The sequence below is a fragment of the Enterococcus sp. E5-37 genome (assembly GCF_035726925.1).
In the GTDB taxonomy this organism is placed as follows: domain Bacteria; phylum Bacillota; class Bacilli; order Lactobacillales; family Enterococcaceae; genus Enterococcus_B; species Enterococcus_B faecium.
Window position 1 is genome coordinate 169716 of the sequence record NZ_JAPMLG010000005.1, and the last position, 18014, is coordinate 187729.

Genomic DNA, 18014 nt, shown 5'->3' on the forward strand with positions numbered 1-18014 from the left:
AGCTATTTGGCTTGTTTTAACTGTTTCGTTAAATTGATGATTTCAATCGTCAATTCAAGCTCAAGCTGTTTGTTTCCAGTACGTCTGGCTTCTTGCTGCATTTGTTTTTTTAATGTTATTTCATCAGCTAAGCCAGATTTGCTGATCACATCTAGCAAGTCTTGGATTTCCCGTGGCGAACTTTCTTCTGCCACCGGTAAATATTCGATCTCCACCACCAACCGCCTTAAATTTTCATCTTGCAAAAAGTCTAAAAACTCTGCAAGGTTGAATTCATAATTTTGTGAGACATATGCATCGAATAAAAAATAAACTTCTGCATATGCATCATGAATAAACTGAAATTCTCGTTCTTTTAAAATATTACGGACAGAAACTTCTTTAAATGCACGATATAATAGAATCTGCTCTGCCTTTTCTACTTGCGTCAATGGTCTCTTTTTTCGTGCAGTTTCTTGTCTCGTAACCTGAGTGTGTTGACTTTCCTGAGGTTCTTGACGATTTTGCTGATTTGTTCTTCGGAGCTCACGCAATTGTTTTTGTATCGTCTCTCTGCCGATCTGAAACTCTGTGGACAGCTGCGATAAATACATATCTTGTTCGATTGGTGAAACAACTCGGCTAAGTTCAACTAGTAATTCTTCAAGGTATTCGATTTTGTCTTTTTCATTATCTAAATTTTTCCCTTGTTTTAAATAACGTGATTTAAAAGTAAAGACTGTTTCGCGCCCATGAGCCACTAATTCTTGGAAAGATGCTTCTCCATACTTACGGAGATATTCATCAGGATCAAGCTTTTCTGGAACGACTACGACAGAAAGTGCTAAGCGACTGTTTTGCCGAAGCAATTCAATGCCTCGATTGGTTGCTTCAAAACCTGCGTTGTCTCCGTCATAGCAAAAGACCAATTCTTTCGTCAGCTTTTCCATTTGTTGGATCTGTTGAGCTGTTAGACTTGTCCCCATAGAAGCTAATCCAGTTTTGATACCAGCCTGCCATGCAGCAATCACATCCATAAAGCCTTCGAACAACAAGATTTCTCCGTTTTTCCGGATATCGCTTCTTGCTTTATCAAGATTAAATAAAACTTGTCTTTTATTGAACAGTTCTGTTTCTGGACTATTCAAGTATTTGGGCTGATCTTTTTCCTGCCCTTTTTCAGGTGCAAGCCAGCGTCCTGAAAAACCGATCGTCTGGCCTTGAGAATTACGAAGTGGAAACATCACTCTTTGATAAAAACGATCAGACATACGGCCATCATCATGCGTGACAAACAATCCAGAGCGTTCTAACAATTCATTTGAAATTGATTCATTCTTGAATACTTGCTGAAGAAAAGAACGCTCATTAGGTGCAAAACCTATGTTGAATTCTTCAATTAATTCTAAAGACAACCCACGATTTTGCAAATATTCTAAAGCTGGCTGTCCAGCTTTTGTATGCAATAGCATGTGATGATAGATTTCCGCTGCTTTTTCATGAGCAGCAATCAGTTTCCCCGTAGCAGATTCAGGATTTTGGACAGCTATAGTACGCTGACGCCATTGATCTTCTAACGGTATCTGTTCGAAGTCTGCCACTTTTACCACTGCTTCTGGAAAACTTAGACCTTCTAGTTCTTGAAGAAAAGTAAACACGTTTCCGCCCTTACCACAACCAAAGCAATGAAAAATCTGCTTGTCTTCTGCAACAGAAAAAGACGGTGTACGTTCTTCATGAAAAGGACACAGCCCCAAGTAATTTTTACCAGACTTTTTCAACTGGACATATTGTCCAATCACCTCAACGATATTCGTTTGACTGCGTACTGTTTCGATAACCTCTTGAGGAATCCGTTGAGCCATTTTTCCACCCCCTGCTCTATTGATATCTTTTGGGTTTAACAGAAGATATTTCAGGAGAATAACCGGTAAAAAATCGCACTAACTGAAATCAGTGCGATTTTAAAGGACACAATTATACATGTTTGATTGTATCATATTTCATTGCTTTTTCAAGTATAACACATTTCTATCTCATTAAGCATCAATTTGCTACTCTTTTCAGTAACTGATTTTGAATATCAGCCTTCCAGTACAATACTCGAAGAACAATATTTACGAGCATGAATACAAAGAAGTATCCTACGCTCTCTCCCAACCCTAAGTTTACTTCCAAAATTCCATGGAACAGCATTGCAGCTACATATATCCCTACGATCGTCGTTACTGCTAGGAAGATGCGCAATGGGTTGAAGGGATAACAAGCTTTTACAACTGCCATGCAACTGATCCCAATCAGCAAGTAATACATCAAAGTAGTAGTTTCAGCATTTCCCCATGCGAATGTTTTTCCAAATAGATACACCGCAATGATATTCACTACTACAAGCAAGGCATTTGGTAAAGCATTAATAAGTGCTGTAGGCAAATAACGGTAAGTGATTTTTCTTTTATCTTGTTCAAAAGATAAAAAGAAGGAAGGATACCCTTCAATCGCTAAATCAATCAGCGTGATTTGGATAGGGATAAACGGAAATCCAATTGCTGTAACGGCACATATAATCGATAAAATAAATGAATAAATCGTTTTGATAAAAAAGATGCCTGAGACTTTCGTCACATTGTTGACCACTCGGCGTCCTTCAAACAGGACTTCTGGCAATGTAGTAAAATCAGAGTCCAACAATACCAGATTCGCAATCTGACGTGTTGCTCCATCACCTTCTGCCATAGCAATGCTGCAATCTGCTTCTCTTAACGCCAAAACATCATTCACACCGTCGCCTGTCATTGCAACCGTTCTGCCGCTTTCTTTCAATTCATTTACCAGCAATTTCTTTTGCTGAGGACTCACTCGTCCAAAAACCGTATAGCGATGAGCAGCTTCTCGCACTTCCATTTCTTCAGTAATTTGAGAAAGATCGACATACGCATCATAATTCGGTAATCCTGCACGTCTAGCGATATTGGAGACAGTAAAAGGATTGTCTCCAGAAATCACTTTCAGATCCACACCTTCCTCATGAAGATAAGCTAGTGTTTCTTGAGCGTTTTTTCGGATTGGATCATCGATTTCAAACAGAGCAACCGGCTCAACAAATGCTGGTTTTTCTTCGTTCAATTGCTGATTTGGAGCGATCCCCAACATAAGTACGCGATAGCCATTCGCTTGGGCTGTTTTTAGACTGTCCGGAAGCCGATCTTCTTCCACCAAACGTTCAGGCGCTCCTACGTACACGACTCCCAGTTCTGGAAATTCCATCGCGCCCCATTTGCGATCAGAAGAAAATGCGACTTTGTTTGTTACATCATACCGATTAGAAAGCTCAAAATAATCTCTCATAGCCCGCATAGTGATGTTGTTATCACTGCTTTCTGCCAGATACGTCCCCATAATTTCTGGGATGGCTTTCTCGTACAGCGGATGTAGTGCTTCTACCCGCTGGATACTCATTTTTCCTTCAGTAATGGTCCCTGTTTTATCCAAGCATAATGTATCGACATGGGCCAGCGTTTCAATGGAATACATGTCTTGAACAAGGATTCGTTTTTTTGCCAGTTTGGTTACCCCTGTCGTTAATGCAATACTTATTAGCAATACCAAACCCTTTGGAAGCATGCCTAACAAAGCTGCTGCAGATGCAATAACAGAAATTTTGATAGAAGCATCGCGGATGAACAGTGCTTCCAAAAATAGTAGGATCCCCAAAGGAATAATCACGAAACTAGTGAATTTGGATACTTTGCGAATCGAATCTACAAGTTCAGAACGAATAGCTTTGTGAGTCTTTGCCTCGCTAGTCAAGCGGACAGCATAATTATCTGCACCTACTCGGATAACTTCAGCCATGACAGAACCGCTTGTTAAAAAGCTTCCCGAAAGCAATTCAGCTCCAGTTTCTTTGACAATCAAATCAGATTCGCCTGTCAAAAGAGCTTCGTTTGCTTCTGCCCGACCAGATATAACCTGTAAATCGGCTGGTATCTGTTCTCCTGCTCCGATTTTTACCAAATCTCCTAATACCAGCTCTTTAGTAGAAATCGATTGTTCTTTACCGTCCCGGATTACTAGTACTTCTGATTGGGAAACAATCGATAATTTCCGTACAAGATTTCTTGCATGTATTTCTTGATAAATTCCAATAACGATATTGACGACAATAATTGCTAAATACGCCATGTTGGAATACGCACCTACAAATAACAGACAAATCCCAATACCAAAGTTCAGAAAATTGAATAACGTCAATATATTATCGCTGAATATTTGTTTTGTACTTTTTGATGCATCTTCCTGGTAGTCATTTTGCTGGCCAGAAGCCATTTTCTGAACTACCTCTTGCTGTGTAAGTCCATTCATTTTCTTTTTCTCCATTTTCCGCCAACTTTCAAAAATAATCACGTGTTTAAGTCTAGCGTGTTCCAAGATTAAAAACAACTTGTTTTTATAAAATTTATAGAAAAACACACGAATGATTTTACAAAAAAGATGCCAACCTTTTTGTTTGAATCACCCGTGTGCTGTTTTTATTATCAATCTATCTTTACTTATATTGTTCCTCCAAACGGCTCATCCACCAACCTAGTGCTGTACCGGCTATAAAAAGAACAGGACAAGCTAGTACCCCAGCAACTCCCAATCCCGCGTAATCGGTAGGAATGATCATAATCGTTGAAGCAAAAACTACACCTAAAATGAAATGGAATAGCTTGCTATATGCCTTTGAGAAAATGTAATCCATGATTTTTGACAATCCAAGAACACAAAGAATCCCACCAATTCCGATCGGCACAATCACTTCAAGTCGTACTTCTTTAAATCCGTCAGCCATCGCTTTATACAATCCCATATACACCAAAAAATTAGAAGGGCTCAATCCTGGGACGATCATACCCAAACCAATCAATCCGCCGGCAATCAGCCATGTCCCAAAATTCTGATCGACTTGTCCGTCAAATAATCGAGCGCCGTATAATAAAAACAAATAAGCCAGAACAAAAGTAACAACCATGATGATCACATCAGAAGTATCTCTTCCTTTTTTTCCTGCTTCTTTCCATAACGCAGGAACAGTTCCAGCGATACATCCGACAAAAAACCATAATATCGTTGTTTCATACGCACCTAATAAAAAACTGACTAAAAAAGAAAGTAAAAAGATGCCTGTCACTCCACCTAGACCAACAGGCAGAAAAAACAAAACATTTTCTTTGAAATTTTTTGTAAGGTGGGCTAAAAAAGAAATCAGCCGCTCATACATGCCAAAGACAGCTGCTAATGCACCACCGCTGACTCCTGGCAAAATAAATCCTGAACCGATAAACATTCCCTTCACAAACCGTAACATCCAGTCTTTGGTTGTGTACCCCACTTTTTGATTTTCCATTTTTTGCCTTTTTTCCACTATTTGCGCACTCCTTCTTTCAACTAATTTTATTCATGATTGAACATTTCCTGCTATTTTACTTAAAGACTTTTTCATAGGTCTCTATTATTTTTTCATTCATTTTGACAATATCAGGATAAAACATGTTACCTCCATTATGATAGAGATAGCCGCCATTGTAAAGCAAGGACTGGATCCGCCAATATCGGTATTGTTCCCCTTCCTCATTTCCTAAAAGTGGGCTCAGCACATCTTTAGAATACGCTTCTGCTAATTCTACTGTGTTTTCTCCGCCGTGATTTTTTACATAGGCAATATAATCTTTCCCAAAATTATATGCTTGGACAGCTGTCCATAAATCGCATCCTTGTTTCTTTGCTTCTACTATCATTTCCGCCAAATATTTGACACCTTGATCAATACTGTCAGCTGGATTATCAATGATCTCAGCTTCTCCATGCAGACTTTCCGAGCTCTGCATGAGATCTGTCCCTTTTCCTTTTGATTCGGTCAATATTATCGCCTTGATCAAATTCTCGTAGTTTTCCATATGATAATTTTTTGCAGCTGTTGTTATTTCTATTTGATAGCTTTCCACTCGTTTTACCGAACGATAAGTTCTTCCTCCTAAAAACAACACCGCACCAATGACCGTCAGAATGATCATGTAAAAAAGAATACGGATAATAGATAATCGTTTTCGCTTCATTTCATCACCTAGTTATTTTGACATCTTTTTTTATCTTACTATTTCTTTATCTTCTTGGCTATTTCTTCCTTGATTTCTGTGTACGCCTTAAGAAAAAATGAATTTTCCTGTATTTTTTGTCATCTTACGAAAATGATCGTTGTTTTTCAGTAAAAACAATTGCCCAATGACTGATATAATCGTTATACTTTACACAGTAGGTGATTATGTGAAAAAAGAAAAGAAATATGCAAAAATGCCAGATGGGAGCGAAATTTACTATGAAAAGAGCGGTCAGGGCTTCCCTCTCTTTTTACTGCATGGCAATGACGGCAGCGGCCGCTTTTTTTCAGAACAGGTCCCTGTACTCGAACGCTACTATACCGTGTATCTAGTAGATAGCCGAGGACATGGTCGTTCGACAAACGAAGCATCTATGTTGAATTTTCAGTTAATGGCCGAGGATCTGAATACGATCATGTTGCTGGAAAAAATCGATCAGGCAGATTTTCTTGGATTTAGTGATGGAGCAAATCTAGCACTGGTATTTGCCAGCAGCTTCCCTAAAAAAGTTCATCGATTGATTTTAAATTCTGGAAACACGCTTGTTAAAGGCGTTCGTTTTTCTGCCAGAGTCATCAGTAATATTCATTATGCATGGGTATGGTTACTCTCTTTATTTCGCCCAAGTCTTCGCAAAAATCTTTTAGTTATCAAACTTTTGCTGCATGACATCGGGCTTACAGAAAATGATTTAAAAAAAATCAACTCCCCCACTTTGATCATCGTGGGAAAAAAAGATGTAATCAAGCTAAAACATTCTTTGTATATAGCTAAAACTATACCAAAAGCTTCCTTTGTGCTTGTGAAAGAACAAGGACATGAATTAGCTAGAAAAGATCCTGAACGCTTCAATCGAGAAGTTCTTCAATTTCTTTCTGAAACATAACTATTAGGAATAGAAGGTGATTTATTTGTTAAAAAATACCATACAATGGCTGAAAAACCACCTAGGACTGTTCAAAACAATCTTTTTGATTTCTGTCATTGTTATTATTGTCGGTGAATTGATGTCCATCGGTAAAACTCTATCTATCCAGCAATTAGGAGAAACTTTTGCCACTATACCTGTCTGGAAAAGCGGACTAATGCTATTGATTGGTCTTATCTCTGTGTTACCTATGGTTGGTTATGATATTATTTTAAATCGGATGCTTGAACAAAAGCAGAATCCTCGTTACTTGTTTGAGACAAGCTGGCTGATCAATACGATCAACAATATTGCCGGTTTTGGTGGCTTTGTCAGTGTGGGGCTTCGCTCAGAACTGTATGGACAAAAGAAAGAGAGCAGAAACGTGATCCAGGCATTATCAAAAGTTTTCTTGTTTTTGATGGCTGGACTTTCTATTTACAGTCTGCTTTCTTTTTTACTCGTAGTCTTCACACCAGTTGCTCCTTTTTTGAAGCAATATTGGATATGGTTGATCGGCGGCGGTCTATATTTTCCTGTCGTCTTTTTATTTACTACTTTCAAAAAGAAAGGATTCCTTGGTGGTACCTCACTTAAAACTCAAGGACAGCTATTGCTAGTTTCATTGTTGGAATGGACCGGTGTCCTGTTTAGTTTCCTTTCTGTTGGTTATTTAATGGAAATCCAGATTGATCTGTGGCAAACAATTCCGTTATTCATTGCTGCTTCAGTGATAGGGATCGTGTCTATGATTCCAGGAGAAATTGGGAGTTTCGATGTAATGATGATTATCGGGTTGTCCGCTATTGGTGTGCCAAGAGAAATAGTCGTTGTGTGGATCTTGCTCTATCGCCTGTTCTACTACATCATTCCGTTTTTGATTGGAATCGTCTTTTTCTTCAAAAATATCGGTTCCACTTTTGATCAGCGTTATTCTGGCATCCCTAAACAATTAGCAACAGAAATTGCGCATAAAATCGTGGTTGTCTTATTATACTTTTCTGGAATCATGCTAGTACTTTCTGCCACTATCCCGCAAGCTTTTACAGAGTTTCGCTGGCTTCATAGTTTGAACCCATTGAAATTTCATTTTATTATCCAATTTCCTAGTATACTATTGGGATTTCTTTTAATTATTATGGGTAGAGGGATCGCAGCACGTGTGAAACGAGCATATTTGCCTACAATCTTCTTGATTGTTCTAGCTTTACTTTATGTTTTATTAAGTGATTTTAGTTTCACACCGGTGGTTTTCTTGTCTATTCTGCTTCTGATCATTCTTGCTTCTAAAAACGAATTATTTCGGGAACAATTGATCTATTCATGGGAGTGGCGTACGATCGATGGAATCATTATTGGTGCACTGTCCTTGCTTTACATCGTTATTGGGGTATACAATCTGCCGGATTTCCCTCATCGGCGTCACCATTTTATTTCCTTTTTCTTATTTCCTTCTGAAAAGATTTGGTTTTCGGGATTGTTGGCCATCATCGCTGTTAGTTTCATGATCGTTCTATTTGTTCATTTCCTTCAAGGAGAAAAGAAACAGATTGGCGAAGCCTTTAATGAAGAAAAGGCCCTGAAGATCCTTACAACTTATGGAGGAAACTCCGATAGTCAATTGATCTTCTTAAAAGATAAGCGGATGTTTGCCTATGAAAAAGACGGTGAACCAACTGTTCTTCTCCAATTCGCTTGCTTCAATAATAAATGTATTGTAATGGGTGATCCTTCTGGTAAGAAAGAAGATTTTCCAGAAGCAATCGAAGCTTTTATCGAAGAAACAGATCGACTATGCTATTTACCAGTTTTCTACGAAACAAGCGAAGAGATTGTTATGATTTTGCATGAATTCGGCTACGATTTCATTAAGATGGGAGAAGAAGCTTATGTAGACCTGAATAGTTTTACAACTTCAGGGAAAAAAATGAAGGGCACTCGTGCTGTCTTGAATCGGATCGAACGAGAAGGATTTACATTTGATGTCTTACAACCACCATTTTCTACTGAGCAAATGAGTACTTTCAAAAATATCTCTGATAATTGGTTGGGTTCACGAAAGGAAAAAGGGTTTTCTTTAGGCTTTTTCTCTGAAGATTATCTACAAAGAGCGCCTATTGCAGTTGTCAAAAATACCCAAGAAGAAATTGTCGCTTTTGCAACGATCATGCCTACTTACACGAACAATAAAGTAGGAACGATTGATCTGATGCGATATGATCCTAAAAAAGCACCTTCTGGCAGTATGGATTTCTTGTTCTTGCATTTGTTTGCCTATATGAAAGAAGAACATATCCAATGGTTCAATTTAGGGATGGCCCCTCTTTCAAATGTCGGAACTTCCAGAAAGAGTTTTTTACAGGAAAGGATTGCATACTTGGTTTACGAGTTTGGTTCTCATTTTTATTCTTTCCATGGATTAAGAGAATATAAAAGCAAGTACGCTACAAACTGGGTCTCACGTTATACTCTATATTCTAGAGATAGTTGGATTGCATATGTTATGATTGCTTTGCTGATTATTGATAATGCGCCAGTTGAGCAGACACAAGGTAGAATAAGCGGTTTGAAAAAATGGATACGAAGAAAGTATTAAAAACTGCATACCGATAGATGAACACTCTCATGATGAATAAAAGAGACTGAAGTAAAACGAAAGTTCATGCTTCTACAATCTCTTCTTATACAATTGAAGAACAAAGAGCGGTCCAAACAGAAATCCTGTTTGGACCGCTCTTTTATTTTAAACATTTTTCATTACCAAAATATTCGAGTCGCGTTTCTTATGCTTCGATCTCTGTAACGATACCTGAACCTACTGTCCGTCCGCCTTCACGAATTGAGAATGTCGTTCCGTTTTCAACAGCGATTGGATGGATCAAGTCAACATCAATCGTCACGTTGTCACCAGGCATGACCATTTCTGTATCTTCTGGCAATGTGATTGTTCCTGTAACATCAGTTGTGCGGAAGTAGAATTGTGGACGATAGTTGTTGAAGAATGGAGTATGACGTCCACCTTCTTCTTTTGTCAACACGTACACTTCTGCTTTGAATTTTGTATGTGGAGTAATGGAACCTGGTTTAGCAAGCACTTGTCCACGTTCGATATCGTCACGTTGGATCCCCCGTAACAACACGCCTACGTTATCCCCAGCTTCCCCGTAATCTAACGTTTTACGGAACATTTCTACACCTGTTACAACTGCTTTTTGTGTTTCAGGTTTGATCCCTACGATCTCTACCTCATCACCGACACGAACAGCACCACGATCAATACGACCTGAGGCAACAGTTCCTCGACCTGTAATTGAGAAGACGTCTTCCACTGGCAATAGTAATGGTTTATCTGTATCACGTTCTGGTGTTGGGATATATTCATCTACTGTATCCATCAATTCCATAATAGCAGCTTCAGCATCTGGATCGCCTTGCAATGCTTTTAATGCGGAACCTTTGATCACAGGAGTGTCATCGCCTGGGAAACCATATTCGCTCAATAACTCGCGAACTTCCATTTCTACCAAATCGATCAATTCTTCATCATCGACTAAATCAACTTTGTTCAAGAAAACAATCAGGTATTTTACACCAACTTGTCGTGACAATAAAATGTGTTCACGTGTTTGAGGCATCGGACCGTCAGTTGCAGAAACAACTAAGATTGCACCATCCATTTGTGCTGCCCCTGTAATCATGTTTTTCACATAGTCCGCGTGTCCTGGTGCATCAATATGCGCGTAGTGGCGTTTTTCTGTTTCATATTCTACGTGTGCGGTATTGATCGTAATCCCACGTTCACGTTCTTCTGGAGCTGCATCAATACTAGCATAGTCTTGAGGATTTGCTAGGCCTTTTTTGCCTAATACTGTAGTGATCGCAGCAGTTAAAGTAGTTTTCCCATGGTCAACGTGTCCAATCGTACCAATGTTAACGTGTGGTTTACTTCTGTCATAATGTTCTTTTGCCATAATTTACAAACCTCCTAAATAATATAGATCACTGAAAAATTTCAGCTCTCACCTTTTTATTATAGTCTTTTTTTGACTAAATCAAAAAGAATACGTCCGACTTACTTTTTGTAAGATTCGAACTAAGCTTATTATACGTCAATATTGGTCAAAGTCAACTAAGAGCACTCGCTTGTCTTATACGCGAAAAAAGTACCTTTTATAAATAAAAAAATGTGTTTTTTGAGAAAAACTTCAAGATAGTCCTTAACTTTCTTTTGAAGCAATAAGAACAAAATGAGGAAAAGTTTAAAATTCAGCTGTTGCCAACAACTTTCAATAGACGAAATCTTCTATTTCGTTAATAATAAGGAAAGAGGTGAAGTACATGAAAAAATTAATTGGCGTACTTGTCGTTTTAGGCATATTTCTCGGCGGAAGTTTTGCAGCTTATCATTATTTTTACGGCGGCGAAGCTTATTATACAAAAATCACGACGAATGGCGAAATGTCAGCTACCCAAGCAGATAGCGGAGAGAAATTCACGACTTATACCTACAAGCAAGCGGCTTATAATAAAGATGGTGAAAAAAAACAGGTGACGCTTCGCGAAGAAAGAGAACATCCATTAAAGATGAATGCGTATCTTAAACTCAAAGTCAATCCTCGTAAAGGTGTATTAAGCTGGGAAGAAATAAAGGCTTCTGAAGTGCCTAAAAATGCGGCAGAAAAAATCGATAATTAGTAAATGGTCTTAAAATTTTATTAGATAAAAAGAGGCTGGGACAGAAGCGTTTAACTCCAAGAAATAAGAAGAAATTCACGAAAATTGCTTTTCAAATTTTTGTGAATTTCAGCTTATTTCCGAAGGAGTTGCTTCTGCTTCCGCCGTTTATACGTGTTTAGAGCGTGAGACAAAAGTGTTCTTTACTTTTGTCTCACGCTCTTTTTTTGTTATATTCGTCTTTTCCGATCCTTCTCTTGACACAATTCATTTAACTGATCACTGGTACTTGAACACCTAATGTTCTAGTCATTTTTATAAACGATTCAATACTTCATCCACATTTTTGATCATCACGGATATCGTACCATCCGGATTATTCACAAATTCAATCAAATCTGGGTTGCGATATACATCTACTGGTACGATCAGTTCGATCCCGTTTGATAGCTTGAATTTTTGTTTTCCAAATTTTTTCTCAGAAATTTCTTGTACTTCTTTTACAGGAGGTGCTTCTGGGACAAATCCTTGCTCTTGTACTTCTTCTTTAAAAGCCATTTTTGCCGTGATGTTTTCCTTGAAGACTTTTTCCGCAATCATCTCATGATCCAACCGACCTTTTTCTTCTATCGTATCATAGACAGCTTCTTTCAAATCAGCCATGATATCAAATTCTTCTGTCTCAAATTTTTTTCCAAGATGCTTGGCTACTTTTTGGATCACTTTTACATTTTCTTCTAAAGAAGGTGCAGGAACACTTTCGATCACTCTTCCAGAAAAATAAAGCTCTTTTTTGCCAGAAAACTCATATTTTTTTTCAATTAATTCGTAGGTCCAATCAGTCAAATTCACAGCGAATGCTTCATCTGCTTTTTGTGTTTTCGCCCCTAGAATTGCTCGATTCAAAATCAAGCGGTTGTCGATCCCTGCTTCGTCTGCTTCAACAAAGTGAGTGTAAGCCTCACGATAATTGACTTTCAATAAAGATAAGTACATCACTGTATCTAATTCATACAAAACAACAAATACATCTGCACTAGGTGCTTCTTCACTTTCTTGGTAGATATCGAACCACCGCTGAACGATTGCTTCACTTGCTTCCACAAAATTTTCTTGAGCGATTTTAAGTGATTCAACGATCATGCTTTCTTCTGCTAGTTGTCCAGTTTTTGTTTGAGCAGAAGAGATTTTTTGGATCTTCTTTTGAAGAAAATCACGAATATATTCTTTTGTCAGATCCAGCTCTTTTTGTGAAAAGACTGGAGAACCAGTTTCTCTGTCAATAATATGCAGAATTGCTTTTTTTAAATAGATATCCATTTTCTCATTCCCTTCTGTCTTAGTTTACGGAAAAAAAATCAAAAATACCAGAATCAAAATCATTTTCTTTTAAACAAAAATTTCAAGAGTAGAAACAAAATGGATTCTTTTTTTCGAAAAATGCGCTACACTTATAGTTGAACGAATAAAAAAGGAGCTGAAAGTATGAATTCATTAACAAGCACTTATCGTCTATCAAATGGTTACGAAATCCCGGTAGTAGGATTCGGCACATGGCAAACACCTGATGGGGATGTCGCTGTTTCCTCTGTTAAAGAAGCGCTGGCTGCAGGTTATCGCCATATCGATACTGCCCAAGGATACAAGAATGAAGAAAGTGTCGGCCAAGCGATTAAGGAAAGTGGAATTCCTAGAGAAGAGATATTCTTGACAACAAAATTATGGAATGCAAACCACAGCTATGAACTTGTGATGTCTTCTTTTGAAGAATCATTGAAGAAGCTCCAAACAGATTATTTAGATCTGTTTTTGATCCACTGGCCAAACCCTGTTGCTTTTCGTGATAATTGGGAACAAGCAAATGCAGATACATGGCGAGCATTTGAAGAACTGTATGAAGCAGGTAAAATCAAAGCAATCGGTGTGAGCAATTTCTTACCCCACCATCTAGATACACTAGCAAAAACAGCAAAAATTATGCCGATGGTCAATCAAGTTTTCCTTGCACCAGGCGAATTACAGCCAACTGTAGTTGAGTATGCAAAAAAACATGATATGATCCTCGAAGCATATAGTCCATTAGGCACTGGTAAAATCTTCGATGTGCCTGAAATGAAACAAATCGCTGAAGCACATGACAAGACGATTGCACAAGTTGCTCTGCGTTGGTCGCTGCAACACGAATTCCTTCCTCTTCCTAAGTCAGTGACACCAAGCAGAATCAAAGAAAATACTGAACTATTTGATTTTGAATTAACAGAAGAAGAAATGAAACAAATCGATCAGTTAGATGGTGTAGTCGGCAAAGCAAAAGACCCAGATACTACCCAATTTTAAGTCGAAAGGTGATTTTATGGATCCAATCGAACGCTTGAATTCTCTCTCGGAAGAAGTTACCCAGACTTTTCATTCCGATTTTGTCTTTTTGATCGATGCAGAGAAAATCCAACATTTTCCTGCAAGAAACTGGACACATGATCAAATCATCGAAGAACTGAAAAAACGGTTCGATCATTCGCTAATGGTCAAATCCTGGCACGAACATGAAGTCATTTATTCACCTGAACTACCTGTTTTTGCCTTGATACCGAAAAAATAGAAAGATTGGAACGGATTATGTAGATACATAATCCGTTCCATTTTTTATTTTTCTTTCAAAAAACGGGAAAATACGCAAATTTTTCTGTTGTAATTTGCGTATACGTAAGTTTTTTTGCATTACTCCTTTTCATTTGGCTGTTTTTTTCTTATAATCGAAAGGGTATGAGCGAAGGAGAGAACATATGAAGAAAAAACAGAAACAAAAATTATTAAATCAATTCCGTCCTTCATTGGATGGTGTAAGAGGACAATTATTCCGTTCTCTAGAAGAAGAGAGCTTGCGACGTTATGGTTTGCCGTTACAAGTCATGCTTGATCCCAAAAACCGTCAAATCTTAACGATCGGATTAGCTGGGAAAACAAATGAAGATACACGGATCAACGTGCCAATCGATGACAACTTCAATACTGTATTAAAGAGAATTCGTTCAGGAGAAAACGGGATTTTCGAACGATTCCGTGACAATCTTCTTATTGAAATCGTGTCTTACTGGAATGATCAACGATTGAAAAACGATGAACCAACTGCGCAAGCTGTTGCGACACCAGTTACAGAAGAAACAGTCAGTGTGCCAGAAGAAAAAACGGAAAAACCAAAAGCGGACACAACTGAAAACACACGCTCAACTGATACGAATGCCGCTTTAAGTTTTGCTGATTTTTCAAAAGCCGTTGCTGAGTATCCTAAATTTTACACAGAACAAAATGAACATGAAGTAGTTATTAATGAAAAAAATGCTGATGAACCTCGTAAATTAGCAACTATTTCTATGACTACTGAAAATGAGTTCGTTATCGAAAAAGCACTCGAACGGAAATACAAAGTCAAATTGACTTTGATTCCTTTGATCGAACAATTTGCAGCGACAGCGATTACTGATCGATAAAAATTCTATTTGTCATAAAAGGCTGGGATTTAAAATCCCAGCCTTTTTAGTCATATAATAATTTCTACAGCAAGTAAAAAGAAATTCCTTCTAACATCAGGCTCAAATATCAGCTTGACCTGTCCAACAAATCACCTATGATCCTACAATGTTAGGCGACTTCTCTTCTACCTGAAGATATCTTGGAGTTGCCTGATTTCTTAAGATGCCTAACCTTAACTATAAAAAATTCTAATAATAAACATATTTTCTGATAGAGAAAAAAGCAAGATCTGCAGTAAATAAAATAACTGTAAATCTTGCTTTATTCTTCTAAAGATATTGCTTTTTTATTTTTCCCGGATTTTTTCCAATATTTGTATAGCTGTCTGCTGGTTCATCTTTTCTGCTTCACGTAATTTTTTCGCAACTTGCTCGATTTCCTCACCAATAGCCCCAATTGAGATCGCTAATGAACGAGCTTGAAGTCCCATGTGGCCTTTTTGGATTCCTTCTGTAACTAATGCACGCAAAGCAGCCAGGTTTTGAGCTAACCCTACTGCAGCAATTACTTGTGCTAGTTCCTTGGCTGAATCAATATCTAACATAGCTAAAGATGCTTTTGCTTTTGGCAGGATATTGGAAGCTCCGCCTACTGTGGCAACAGCCAAAGGCACCGTTAGTTTTCCAACTAGTTTATCCCCTTTGATCTGCCAGTCTGTTAATCCTTGGTATAATCCATTTCTTGCCGCGTAGGCGTGGATCGAAGCGCTAACCGCACGTGTATCATTTCCTGTAGCTGCCACTACAGCTTCTATACCATTCATGATCCCTTTGTTGTGCGTTGCTGCACGGTAAGGGTCAAGCTTCGCATATTCCCCTGCCTGTTGGATTTTTTTGGCCATTTGTTCACCGATTTCTTTGTTTCTCCCTAAGCGTTCGAATGGGATTTCACAACAGGCAGAAGCCAATGATTCTGTAGCAAAATTACTTAAAATACTGAATAGAATCTCTTCTTCAGGGAACCACTCCCGTAACTTGTTTGCCACACTCTCAAGAATCGAGTTGATCATGTTAGCGCCCATTGCATCTTTTACATCCACTAAAAAATCAATAGATAAGTATGCATGGAAACTCCCCATGAATTCCCGAGTAGAGATATCTTGAACACCGCCCCCGCGTTTCACGATTGAAGGATAACTTTCATTTGCACAAAGAATCAGCTCTTCTTTTCGATGATTAACTGCATTGATCACTGCTTGATACTCCGATTTTCCTGATAGAACGATTTGCCCTCGCATCAGCCGCTGAGGTGTTTCTACGCAGATATTTCCACAGATTTTTGCACCATTACTTGCAGCTGCAATGACAGATGGTTCCTCTGTTGCCATCGGAATCCATTTTTTCTTGCCATTGATTTGAAAATTCTGCGCGATGCCCATTGGGATTTCCACTTCACTCACTTGGTTTTCGATCATGTGATCGGAGATCTCTTCAGAAAGTGTTTGTTCCTGAAAAATCAACGCAGTTTCTTGTGTCAATACATTTTTTTCTATTAATTGACTGCGCCGTTCAGATGGCGTAAGCTGATAAAACTTTTTTTTTTGCACATCCTTATGTGTTTGCTCCATATTCGCTTCTAACAAGACTGCCAAGCCTAAACCTCCACCAATACATAATGAAGCAATACCGTATCTCTTCTGTTCACGAAGCAATCCGTAAGCTAATGTAGTCAAGATACGTGCACCGCTTGCACCAATTGGATGGCCTAATGCGATTGCTCCTCCATATATATTGACCTTTTCTTCATCTAACTGCAGTTCTTGGCTAACTACGATAGAAGAAGCTGCAAATGCTTCATTGATCTCAAAAAGATCGATTGTTGATAAATTCATTCCTGATCTATCTGTCAATTTTTGAATGGCTTTGATTGGAGCGATTCCCATGATACTTGGGTCAATACCGACCTCCGCTACTTCTTTGATGGTTGCTAAATAAGGCAGATTATTATTTTCTGCGTATTCTTTGGATGCAAGGATCACCACAGAGGCACCGTCATTCAACGGGGAAGCATTTCCTGCTGTTACAGTTCCTTCTTCTGAGAATACTGTACGTAACGTGCCCAGTTTTTCCAATGTACTATTTCCACGAACTGCTTCATCCTCAGATAACACGTCTTCATCAGAAATCTTGACTGGGATGATTTCCTCAGAAAATACACCGACTTCGACAGCATGTGCTGCTTTCAACTGGGACGACAAGGCATAGCGATCCTGCTCTTCTCTGCTCACAGAAAATTGTGTTGCAACCTTCTCTGCGGTTAATCCCATATGTGCATTTGAAAATGCGTCAGTCAATCCGTCGTTGACCATACTGGAAATTGGTTCACCATATTCATTTGTTTCTGACTGATACTGTTTCAGCATAGGTGCTTGAGACATACTCTCTGTTCCGCCGGCTATCACAAGTTCTGCTTCACCTAATTGGATCAGCTGGCGTGCTAAGATCACTGCTTTCATACCAGATCCGCAAACTTCATTGATCGTCATTGCTGGGACATCTACAGGGAGACCGCTGTTCAAAGCAATCTGTCTGGCAACATTTTGACCATTACCAGCTTGCAGGACATTTCCAAATATTACTTGATCGATTTTATCTTTTTTCAGTTTTGTTTTATCTAATAATCCTTTAGTCACAAGTGTGCCTAATTCAACTGCAGTAAATGGACTTAAACTTCCGCGATACTTTCCTATCGGCGTTCTTGCAGCATCTATCATAACGACTTCTTTCAAGTAAGCCACCTCCTACAAAAATATACCATTCTTTGCTGTAAAAACAAATAGCTCT

Annotated in this window: 13 protein-coding genes; 6 read left to right on the forward strand and 7 right to left on the reverse strand. The window is 38.5% G+C overall.

Features of this window, described 5'->3' with window-relative positions; all coding sequences use genetic code 11:
• Window positions 1–2 precede the first annotated feature (2 nt).
• The 4 genes from dnaG to OS138_RS06080 all read right to left on the reverse strand — a co-directional run bounded on the left by dnaG (window position 3) and on the right by OS138_RS06080 (window position 6077).
• On the reverse strand, window positions 3–1844 hold the full coding sequence (dnaG, locus tag OS138_RS06065) for a DNA primase (RefSeq protein WP_325069837.1): 1842 nt from the start codon (window positions 1842–1844) through the stop codon (window positions 3–5).
• Between the two features lie 181 nt (window positions 1845–2025).
• Window positions 2026–4341, reverse strand: coding sequence for a cation-translocating P-type ATPase (locus tag OS138_RS06070; RefSeq protein WP_325069838.1), 2316 nt, complete (start codon window positions 4339–4341; stop codon window positions 2026–2028).
• A gap of 184 nt (window positions 4342–4525) precedes the next feature.
• A complete protein-coding gene (locus OS138_RS06075) occupies window positions 4526–5386 on the reverse strand; it encodes a DUF368 domain-containing protein (protein WP_325069839.1) in 861 nt (286 codons plus the stop codon).
• A 58-nt stretch (window positions 5387–5444) separates the two neighbouring features.
• Window positions 5445–6077 carry a lysozyme family protein gene (locus OS138_RS06080; RefSeq protein WP_325069840.1) on the reverse strand — a complete coding sequence of 211 codons (633 nt, stop codon included), beginning with the start codon at window positions 6075–6077 and terminating at the stop codon, window positions 5445–5447.
• Between the two features lie 166 nt (window positions 6078–6243).
• Between OS138_RS06080 and OS138_RS06085 the strand changes: the two genes are divergently transcribed.
• The gene (locus OS138_RS06085; protein WP_002289461.1) at window positions 6244–7005 is read left to right on the forward strand and encodes an alpha/beta fold hydrolase; all 762 of its coding nucleotides are present in this window, start codon (window positions 6244–6246) and stop codon (window positions 7003–7005) included.
• A gap of 25 nt (window positions 7006–7030) precedes the next feature.
• Complete coding sequence (gene mprF, locus OS138_RS06090; protein WP_325069841.1) at window positions 7031–9622, forward strand: bifunctional lysylphosphatidylglycerol flippase/synthetase MprF; 2592 nt, start codon at window positions 7031–7033, stop codon at window positions 9620–9622.
• A gap of 187 nt (window positions 9623–9809) precedes the next feature.
• Here the strand turns inward: mprF and tuf are convergent, their stop codons facing one another.
• The gene (tuf, locus tag OS138_RS06095; RefSeq protein ID WP_002289463.1) at window positions 9810–10997 is read right to left on the reverse strand and encodes an elongation factor Tu; all 1188 of its coding nucleotides are present in this window, start codon (window positions 10995–10997) and stop codon (window positions 9810–9812) included.
• Between the two features lie 367 nt (window positions 10998–11364).
• On the opposite strand from tuf, the gene OS138_RS06100 reads away from it, so the two are divergent.
• Window positions 11365–11721, forward strand: coding sequence for a YxeA family protein (locus tag OS138_RS06100; RefSeq protein ID WP_002323408.1), 357 nt, complete (start codon window positions 11365–11367; stop codon window positions 11719–11721).
• A 294-nt stretch (window positions 11722–12015) separates the two neighbouring features.
• Here OS138_RS06100 and OS138_RS06105 read toward each other — a convergent pair whose 3' ends face one another.
• Window positions 12016–13020 (reverse strand): nucleoid-associated protein, encoded by a 1005-nt coding sequence (locus tag OS138_RS06105; RefSeq protein ID WP_002294378.1) that lies wholly within the window; start codon window positions 13018–13020, stop codon window positions 12016–12018.
• A gap of 165 nt (window positions 13021–13185) precedes the next feature.
• Here OS138_RS06105 and OS138_RS06110 point away from each other — a divergent pair, with 165 nt between their 5' ends.
• From OS138_RS06110 to OS138_RS06120, 3 genes are all read left to right on the forward strand, one after another.
• Window positions 13186–14037 carry an aldo/keto reductase gene (locus OS138_RS06110; RefSeq protein ID WP_002319269.1) on the forward strand — a complete coding sequence of 284 codons (852 nt, stop codon included), beginning with the start codon at window positions 13186–13188 and terminating at the stop codon, window positions 14035–14037.
• A gap of 16 nt (window positions 14038–14053) precedes the next feature.
• Window positions 14054–14299, forward strand: a complete 246-nt coding sequence (locus OS138_RS06115) for a hypothetical protein (protein WP_010722126.1) — start codon at window positions 14054–14056, stop codon at window positions 14297–14299.
• Between the two features lie 184 nt (window positions 14300–14483).
• Window positions 14484–15188 carry a hypothetical protein gene (locus tag OS138_RS06120; RefSeq protein ID WP_002289272.1) on the forward strand — a complete coding sequence of 235 codons (705 nt, stop codon included), beginning with the start codon at window positions 14484–14486 and terminating at the stop codon, window positions 15186–15188.
• A gap of 329 nt (window positions 15189–15517) precedes the next feature.
• Here OS138_RS06120 and OS138_RS06125 read toward each other — a convergent pair whose 3' ends face one another.
• Window positions 15518–17959 carry a hydroxymethylglutaryl-CoA reductase, degradative gene (locus tag OS138_RS06125; protein WP_325069842.1) on the reverse strand — a complete coding sequence of 814 codons (2442 nt, stop codon included), beginning with the start codon at window positions 17957–17959 and terminating at the stop codon, window positions 15518–15520.
• Between the last annotated feature and the right edge of the window lie 55 nt (window positions 17960–18014).